This is a genomic window from Puia sp. (assembly GCF_036500295.1).
In the GTDB taxonomy this organism is placed as follows: domain Bacteria; phylum Bacteroidota; class Bacteroidia; order Chitinophagales; family Chitinophagaceae; genus Puia.
Genome location: NZ_DASYCH010000011.1, coordinates 1 through 7,732 on the forward strand (window position 1 = coordinate 1; position 7,732 = coordinate 7,732).

General features: G+C 56.2%; 6 protein-coding genes and 1 pseudogene. 5 read left to right on the forward strand and 2 right to left on the reverse strand.

Annotated elements, in window-relative coordinates:
- Positions 1-401: 401 nt before the first annotated feature.
- The 4 genes from ispF (at position 402) to VGM48_RS04325 (ending at position 3,871) form a co-directional block, all read left to right on the forward strand.
- On the forward strand, positions 402-881 hold the full coding sequence (gene ispF / locus VGM48_RS04310) for a 2-C-methyl-D-erythritol 2,4-cyclodiphosphate synthase (protein WP_331576489.1): 480 nt from the start codon (positions 402-404) through the stop codon (positions 879-881).
- Between the two features lie 27 nt (positions 882-908).
- Entirely contained in the window at positions 909-1,352 is a 444-nt protein-coding gene (gene dut / locus VGM48_RS04315) for a dUTP diphosphatase (protein WP_331576490.1), read from the forward strand.
- A gap of 133 nt (positions 1,353-1,485) precedes the next feature.
- Positions 1,486-2,352, forward strand: a complete 867-nt coding sequence (locus VGM48_RS04320; protein WP_331576491.1) for a DUF4292 domain-containing protein — start codon at positions 1,486-1,488, stop codon at positions 2,350-2,352.
- A gap of 223 nt (positions 2,353-2,575) precedes the next feature.
- Positions 2,576-3,871 (forward strand): murein hydrolase activator EnvC family protein, encoded by a 1,296-nt coding sequence (locus tag VGM48_RS04325; RefSeq protein WP_331576492.1) that lies wholly within the window; start codon positions 2,576-2,578, stop codon positions 3,869-3,871.
- Positions 3,872-3,998: 127 nt separating this feature from the next.
- Here the strand turns inward: VGM48_RS04325 and VGM48_RS04330 are convergent, their stop codons facing one another.
- On the reverse strand, positions 3,999-5,432 hold the full coding sequence (locus tag VGM48_RS04330; protein WP_331576493.1) for a glycine-rich domain-containing protein: 1,434 nt from the start codon (positions 5,430-5,432) through the stop codon (positions 3,999-4,001).
- Positions 5,433-5,566: 134 nt separating this feature from the next.
- A complete protein-coding gene (bshA, locus tag VGM48_RS04335; protein ID WP_331576494.1) occupies positions 5,567-6,694 on the reverse strand; it encodes an N-acetyl-alpha-D-glucosaminyl L-malate synthase BshA in 1,128 nt (375 codons plus the stop codon).
- Positions 6,695-6,769: 75 nt separating this feature from the next.
- Between bshA and VGM48_RS04340 the strand changes: the two are divergent.
- A pseudogene (locus tag VGM48_RS04340) lies at positions 6,770-7,732 on the forward strand (hypothetical protein); the annotation flags it as partial.

Consider the following 7,732-nt stretch of genomic DNA (forward strand, 5'->3'; position numbering starts at 1 on the left):
GTATAATGTGATGGGGTTAAACTTTTCGTACCTGGTGCCTTCGGGCAGTGGGACGAATCGGAACCCGTTGTCGAATACATTGCGTTTTGGCTTGATGTTCGACCTGGATGGTGGTGGGGATAATGCGCCGACTACGACGCCGTAGGGCCGGGGGATTGCCACGGCCGGGAGAGGGGTTGCCAGTGTTGGGGGGGAGTGTCACTGTTAGGAGAGGGGGCGCCACTGTTGGGAGGCGAATTGCCACTGTTGGGAGAGAGGCGCCACTGTTGGGAAGCGGATTGCCGCTGTTGGGGGGGCAGGCTGGATCTTGCCAGGACTGAGACACTGCGGCGGGCAGAAGATTTTAAACTAATTTTGGAGCGTTCCGGGTTTTCCGGAGCGCTTTTTTTATACCATTGATTATGTCATACCGGATCGGATTTGGAGTGGATTTTCATCAGTTGGCGGAGGGGCGTGCGCTTTGGCTGGGGGGGGTGCGGATCCCGTCGGAAAAGGGTGGGTTGGGTCATAGTGATGCGGATGTGCTTTTACATGCCGTTTGTGATGGGCTACTGGGAGCGTTGAATCTCGGGGATATCGGGGTACATTTCCCGAATACCGATCCGGCCTATAAGGACATCGACAGTAAGATCCTGTTGGAGCGGACGTATGCGCTGGTGCGGGGGAAGGGGTACCGGGTTGTGAATATCGATTCTACCGTTTGCCTGGAGGCGCCGAAGATCATGTCCTATGCGGGGGAGATGCGGGCGGCGATGGCGGCCCGGCTTGGGATTGACGCGGAGGATATTTCGATAAAGGCCACGACGACGGAGGCGATGGGTTTTGTGGGGAGGGGGGAGGGTTTAATGGCGTACGCGACGGTCCTGGTGACTAAGGAGTAGTGACCTTTTTTCCCTTAGCTTTGCGGCATGTCAAAAATCAAGGTGAAGATCATCAATCAATCCCCGAATGCGTTGCCCGAGTATGCGACGGAAGGGTCGGCGGGTATGGATCTGCGGGCGCATCTGGCGGGGCCGGTCGTTTTGAAGCCGCTGGAACGGCAGTTGGTGCCGACGGGTCTTTTTATCGAGCTGCCGGTTGGTTTTGAAGCGCAGGTGCGGCCGCGGAGCGGGTTGGCGGCGAAACAAGGCATTACCGTGGTGAACTCGCCGGGTACGATCGACTCGGATTACCGGGGCGAGATCAAGGTGATCCTTATCAATTTATCGGGGGAGGAGCAGGTGTTGCAGGCGGGGGACCGGATCGCGCAGATGGTGATCGGGCCGGTCGTACAGGTGGGGTGGGAGGAGGTTGCGGAGATTGAGGCCACTGCGAGGAATGCCGGAGGGTTTGGGCATACGGGCAAGGCATAGCCTTGCCCCGATATTAGCCCGGCCAGATGCTTTAGCTTCGGTACAGAACAGCCAGATCGAGGACAGTTAGGGATCCGGAATACGGAGGTGACCGGAACGGACAGACGATTTTACCATTATAACCATTGTTTGCATGTATAAATTTTTAGCAGGGTTTGCCTTGGTGGTGACATTGGCCGGGGGGGTGATCCTGGCCGGGGTGGTGGCGGGTTGCCGGTCGGCGAAGAAGATCCAGAAGGTGATGGCGGCTCCGAGCACGCGGAAGGATACGACTCGTTTTGAGCAGGCTCCCCCGGAACCTGTGCGGGATCTGAAGGCGGATTCGGTGGCGCTGATCCGCCATACGACGGGTCAACTGGCGAAATACCGGATCGATTTTCAGACGTTTTCGGCGCGGATGAAAGTGCATTATGAGGGGGGGGACGGGAAGGATTATGAGGTGAATGCGTTCATACACATTTTGAAGGACAAGATGATCTGGATATCGGTGAATGCGGGGTTGGGGATCGAGGCGATCCGGATGCTGATCACCCCGGACAGTGTGAAGGTGCTGGATAAGATCAAGAAGATCGCGCGGCTCCGGTCGGTGAGCTATCTGAAGGAGGAGGTGCATCTGCCGGTTGATTTTCAGACGTTGCAGGACTTGCTGATCGGGAATCCTATCTTTTTGGATACGACGCGGATACTTTATTATAAGAAGGAGCAGAAGGGGTTGTCGCTGTTCATGGCAGGGAGTGTGTTTACCAATTATCTGACCTTGAATGCCGATGGGACGATGCAGCATAGTAAGCTTGATGATACGGATCCGATGCGGGTGCGGACCTGTGACCTGACCTATGGGGATTATGAGCAGCGGGATACGATGCGGTTTTCGACGTACCGGAAGATCTCGGTTGCCGAGAAGTCGAAGGTGGATATTGAGTTTAGCTACAAACAATACAAATTTAACGAGACGTTAAGTTTTTCTTTTTCGGTTCCGAAAAATTATAAGCGACGCTGACCACCCGGAGGGTGGTCGTCCGAAGGACAGACATTAGACCAGGAGCCGCGTTAGCGGCACGTGAGAGGGGCCGCTTCAGCGGCATCGGAAAAGACGAACAGACCCACTGCCGTACAAGGGAGCGTCGCAAGGGTGCTGAAAAAAAATGCTTCGCTGATACAATAACCCCCATGAGCCGCGTTGTAGGTTTGCCTTTATTGCTGGAATTAATTAAATTCGGGATATGCTGAAAACGATACTAACGGGGGGCCTGCTACTGTTTGTTGTAGCATTTGCTGCTGCGCAGCAGCCGGCGCAGAGCCGTAGCGACCTTGAAAAGGAACGGGCGGCCATTCAGAAGGAGATCGAGGATGTAAAGCGGTCGCTGGACGAGACGCATAAGAATAAGCGGGAGACGCTTGGGCAACTGGCCCTTTTGCAGCGGCGGCTTCGGTTGCGGGAGTCTGCCATCCGGAATATCAATGAGCAGATCAATGTGATCCAGGGGGATATGAACGAGTCGTGGCGGCAGATCCTGAAATTGCGCCGGGAGTTGGATACGCTTCGGCTGCAGTATGGTCAAAGTATCGTTTTTGCCTATAAGAACCGGAGCAGCTATGACTTTCTGAATTTTATTTTTTCGGCGACATCGTTTAACGATGCGGTGAAGCGCATCGAGTACCTGAAGTCGTACCGGACCTACCGGGAGGAACGGGCGGAGAATATCCGGCGGACGCAGGACCTGTTGCAGGGGAAGATCGATGGGTTGAAGGTGACGCGGATAGAGAAGGATGAAGTATTGAAGAAACAGAATAAAGAGCGGGCGATCCTGGAAGACGAGAAGAAGGAGAAGGATGCGGTTGTGGGTAAGCTGAAGTCGCAGGAGAAGGAGTTGAAGAAGGAGATGGTGGCCAAGCAGCGGCAGGACCAGAAGTTGGGCGGCGCGATTGCGGCGGCGATCAAACGGGCGAGGGATCTGGCGATCAGGGAGGCGGCGAAGAAGAGTGCGGCGACATCGGCTGCGGACAGGGCGGCGGAGAAGGCTGCTACGGCGAAGTCGCGGCCGGCCGAGAATATTGAGCCTGCCACGCTGACGCCGATCCGGTCGGCTAATAAGAGCGTTTTTAATACGGAGGAGGACCTGCATTTGACGGGTGGGTTTGAGAAGAATAAGGGGCAGTTACCGTGGCCGGTAAGCGGGACGGTGTCCATGGCGTTTGGTCCGCATGAATATATAAAGGGGATCATGCACAATAACCTGGGGGTGACGATCGATGTGACGGCGGGGAGTGCGGTGAAGGCGGTGTATGAGGGGGAGGTACAGATCGTTTTTAACGTCGGGGATGTGAGTGCGGTGATGATCCGGCATGGGAAATATTTTACGACCTATAGTAATTTGTCGACGGTTTCGGTTACGAAGGGTCAGCAGGTGAAGACGGGGCAGATCATTGGGCGGGTTGGGGATATTGCGCAGCTTGAGTTTGTGCTGTCGGATGAGAAGGATCATCGGTTTGATCCGGAGAAATGGCTGCGCCGATAGGACGCGCGCTTTCTTTTGTGCAGCGGTGCCGGTTGGCCGAAAGCCGACGGTTGTGGCATCTTCCCGCCACAGGAACTTGGGGGAACTGACTATATCAATAAGCGAGGAGCACAAGTAAGGCCGGCGGCTATTTCATCAGTTCCTTCACGTAAATACAGTTCTCCTCTTTCCATATCGATACCAGGTAGAGCCCGCTCTTTAGCGATCGCATATTGAGCGAGGAGGAACCGGAGGCGAGTCGCCTTTTTAGCAGGAGGACACCGTCTGTAGTGGAGACCCGACAGATGACGTTGCCGGTCAGTGTAACAGGGATGGATATTTGCACCTGGTCAAGAAAGGGGTTAGGGCCTATGATGATCGTGGGTTTGTTGTTGGCTTCGGCTGAAACGATTTTGCTGTAGGTGAATTTGCCATCCAGGTCCGTTTGTTTGATCCGGTAGTAGGAAAGTCCGCTGAAGGGGTTGGGATCCGTGTAGGTGTAGTGCCGGGGGTATGCATTGTCGCTGCCGGTGCCAGTGCCGGTGCCGGTGTTGTCGCCGCTTGCGTTGTTGGTGCTGCCATTGCCTGGCAGGGATGCGATAGCTGTAAAGTTTATGCCGTCGGCGGCGCGTTCGATCTCATATTGAAGATTGTTATTTTCCAGTGACACGGTCCAGTTTAGCTGTACCGATCCCGCTGCGTATTTGGCTGTGAAGGACTGCCAGTTTACCGGAAGCGTTGTGTTGACGATGAAGGTGCCGCCGGCCGTGAAGGTGTGATAGGTATAGCCGCCGCTTTGGATGATCGTTCCGCCGGTTGCGTTGGGCAGGCCGGGGTAGCGGATGATGACGATGCCCGAGCCGCCGTTGCCGCCCGGGAGGGCAAAGCCGGAAGAGCCGTTGCTGTTGGCTCCGCCGCCGCCGCCGCCTATATTTGCCACGGCATCGGTGTTGCTTCCGCCGCCGCCGCCGGCCCCGGCGTGGGCATTGCCGCCCCCGGATTGCCCGCCCCAGTTGCCGCCCGCTCCACCACCGCCATAGTAATAGGTGCCGGAAACAAGTTCGCCGCTTGTGGTGGCGGCGCCCCAGGTGGAATAAGCCGATGTACCGTCGCCTCCTGAGACCGGCCAGCCGGAAGGACTATTGCCATTGTTTGCGATCCCGCCTCTTCCCCCGGCTCCGGAAAGATCGGCATTTACCGAAGCGCCTCCTGAACCGGAATGGGCGCCGTCCGTGCCGTTGCCCCCGGCATTGCCGCCTGTCGCTGTCCAGGTACCGGGTGTGCCGGATATGGAAGAGGGGCTGCCGTTTGTCTGGTTGACAAGGGGGGAATTGCGGTATCCGTTGCCGCCGCCGCCGATCGTTATTGTAAGGACATCGGATGTTGAGAGACTTGCCGTTGAAAAGGTGACCTGACCGGCGCTTGCGCCACCGCCGCCGCTGGAATTGGAACCGGCATTGCGGCCGCCACCGCCGCCGCCGCCGACGATCAGCATCTCTACGGAAAGTTGTTGTGAGAAGGAGACGGAGGGGCAGGCGCTAAAAAAGAATAGCAAGAAGATGGCTATGGCAGCGTTTCGCATGGCAGTGTGGTATTTGAGGGCTATGAATCGGAGATATAAATATAAAGCAAAATGACAATACAGATCAATATATTGATATTGTATATATCTTTAGCGCCGGCGTGCGTGCGTTCATCGGCGGGTGAGGGTGTGGGTTAGGCGGTGACGAGGAAGCGGTTGTACAATGCCTCGTACTCCGGGACGATCTTGTGGATGTCGAAATTTTTCGCCTGTGCGGCGGCGTTGCTTTTGAACTGTTTTAGTTCCGCATCATCCTCTAATATTTTTATGGCGTGTTCGCTCATCCCGTGGATGTCGCCGACGTCGTCGAGGAAGCCGGTCTGGCCCTGGATGGCGATCTCGGGGAGGCCCCCTGCGTTGGTGGAGATGACTGCTACGCCGGCGGCCATTGCTTCCAGTGCGGCGAGGCCGAAGCTTTCGTATTCCGAGGTGAGGAGGAAGAGGTCGGCGACGGCGAGGATCTCTTCCATCTGTTCCTGTTTGCCTACGAAGCGGGTGTCGTCGCAGATATCGAGCTGGCGGCAGAGGATCTCCGCGCCGGCGCGTTCGGGGCCATCGCCTACGAAGATGAGTTTGCTGGGGATCTTTTTGCGGACGATCTCGAAGATGCGGACGATGTCCTGTACGCGTTTGACCTTTCTGAAATTGGAGGCATGCATGAGGATGCGTTCGCCATTGGGAGCGATGACCTTGCGGAAGGCGTCGATGGGTTTTTTATGAAAGCGTCTTGTGTCGACGAAGTTGTGGATGACCTGGATCTCCTTTTCGATATGGAAGGTGCGGTAGGTCTCGTCGCGGAGGTTTTCCGAAACGGCGGTGATGGCGTCGCTCTGGTTGATGGAGAATGCCACTACGGGTGCGAAGGTCTTGTCCTTGCCGACCAGGGTGATATCGGTCCCGTGGAGGGTGGTGATGACCGGGATGTGCAGGCCCTGGCTCGCGACGATCTTTTTGGCCATATAGGCGGCCGACGCGTGGGGGATGGCGTAGTGCACGTGCAACAGGTCGAGCTGGTGGTTGACGATCACGTCCACCATGGTGCTGGCGAGTGCGGTTTCGTAGGGGGGATAATCGAAGAGGGGATAGGGATTGACGCGGACTTCGTGGTAGAAGATATTGGCGTTGAATTCGTTCAACCGAACGGGTTGCTGATAGGTAATAAAATGGACCTGGTGACCTTTATCGGCGAGCGCCTTTCCCAGTTCTGTCGCGAGGACGCCGCTGCCGCCGAAGGTTGGATAACAAACAATTCCTATCCGCATATGTACGATTAAATTTGTTAATGAGGCCGAAGGTAAACCAAATTAGATGAACTACTTTAGAGGAAAATAACATGTATGGGCCGTAAATGGTTGGCAGTTGACCTGCTTTTATTTTTCTTAGTGACGGGCGGATCGGGTTTTGGTCAGAATGCGGATGACTCGGTATTGATCCGGCGGTTGGCCGACACGATCTTGACGGATTCGAAGGCGTATATGAATTTGCGAACCCTTACCAAGACGGTGGGGGCGCGGTTGTCGGGGAGTGCGGGTTACTATAAGGCGGAGGTTTGGGGGCAGCAGGCGCTGGCCGATGCGCAGGCGGACAGGGTATGGTTGCAGGAGTGTATGGTACCGCATTGGGTGCGGGGAGGCCGGGATTCGGCGGCGTTGTTGTGGAGTAAGGGGAAGGCGGTCACGCAGTATGGGCTTGATATTTTGGCGTTGGGGAACTCGGTGGGGACGGGGATGAATGGGCAGGCCGCGGGGGGAGGGACGAATGGGGGGGTGAAGGGTTCCGGAGGAAGTGTGAAAGAGGGAATCGCGAAAGGAAGTGTGAAAGGGATACTGGCGCCGGTGATGATGGTGCGGAGCTTTGACGAGTTGGAGAGGAGGAAGGAGGAGGTGCGAGGCAAGATCGTTTTTTACAATTATCCTTTTAACCCGTTGTTCGTGGAGACCTTTCAGGCTTATAGCGATGCCGTAAGGTACCGGGGTGCGGGCGCCAGCCGGGCCGCAAAGTATGGCGCCGTGGGGATGCTCGTGCGCTCGATGAGTTCGTCGGTCGATAACAATCCGCATACCGGGTCTTTGAATTATAATGATTCTTTTCCGAAGATCCCTGCGGCCGCGGTGGGTCTCCGGGATGCGGACCGTCTTGCGTCGGATATAGAACGCAATGCGGCATCCAATCTCACGGTCTATCTGCGCACGGGGGCGCATATGCTGCCCGATACACTGGCGCATAATGTTATTGCGGAATTGAAGGGGAGTGCGTTTCCCGATCAGTATATAACGGTGGGGGGACACCTGGATTCCTGG